2 protein-coding genes are annotated in these 664 nt (G+C 36.3%); one reads left to right on the top strand and one right to left on the bottom strand.

Annotated features, from left to right (window positions below; all coding sequences use genetic code 11):
- The first annotated feature begins 24 nt into the window (after positions 1 to 24).
- Entirely contained in the window at positions 25 to 414 is a 390-nt protein-coding gene (locus tag IRT38_RS17430; RefSeq protein ID WP_227592184.1) for a hypothetical protein, read from the top strand.
- 20 nt (positions 415 to 434) lie between these two features.
- Here IRT38_RS17430 and IRT38_RS17425 read toward each other — a convergent pair whose 3' ends face one another.
- A complete protein-coding gene (locus IRT38_RS17425) occupies positions 435 to 662 on the bottom strand; it encodes a hypothetical protein (protein ID WP_194598350.1) in 228 nt (75 codons plus the stop codon).
- Positions 663 to 664 lie beyond the last annotated feature (2 nt).

The following is a 664-nucleotide window of genomic DNA, read 5'->3' as shown; positions in this document are numbered from 1 at the left end:
TATACGTATGTCAGGAGAAGGATTATGGATATTGATGTAGATGAAGTTCTTGCTGAAACTAAAGATTTGATTGACACCTTGGCTGAGCCTAAAAAGAATTTATATGACCTTATTTCAGTTAAGGCAAACTATTACTCTTTATCAGGAGAGTCTGTAGAAATCATTACGCAGATTGTGATGTTTGACTGTGAATCCGCATTTCTTTCACTTAAACAAGAGATCTTTGATTTTTACTCAAAGCGGTATGCTGCTGAACTGCTAATGCATTTAGTTGAACCAGAGTTGGAATCGATAAAAGAAGAAATGAAACTCAATTCTATGAAGATCGCTTTAAACAACAAGGTGCAAGAAAACATCAAGAAAATCGAAGAGAAAGCTAAATTTTATAAAGGGTTATTACCAAAGTACTCGTAATAGCTTTATTGTCTTCTTGGCTAAGGGCGTTGCAGGGCGGCTTTTACACTTTTTAGAGAATAGTGACCACGGATACTTTGAATCTTTTGCTGTTTACGAAGTTGTTTAAATAGGTAATAAGTCATCCCCGGGATACGTTCACATAATTGACGAATACTAAGCAGCTCATCATTTTGTTCATCTAGAACTTTTGCGACGGCTCGCTCGCATGCATCTTCTAATAATTTAGAGAGCTCATTGGTGGGCATAA

The sequence above is a fragment of the Acinetobacter sp. SK-43 genome (assembly GCF_015351505.1).
GTDB classification, from domain to species: Bacteria; Pseudomonadota; Gammaproteobacteria; order Pseudomonadales; family Moraxellaceae; genus Acinetobacter; species Acinetobacter junii.
The sequence above is the reverse complement of the archived record's forward strand: the minus strand, read 5'-3'. Positions and strand labels throughout refer to the sequence as shown.

Coding starts and splice junctions, on each gene's coding strand:
- IRT38_RS17430 (WP_227592184.1), top strand. CDS start 25: ATGGATATTGATGTAGATGAAGTTCTTGCTGAAACTAAAGATTTGATT.
- IRT38_RS17425 (WP_194598350.1), bottom strand. CDS start 662: ATGCCCACCAATGAGCTCTCTAAATTATTAGAAGATGCATGCGAGCGA.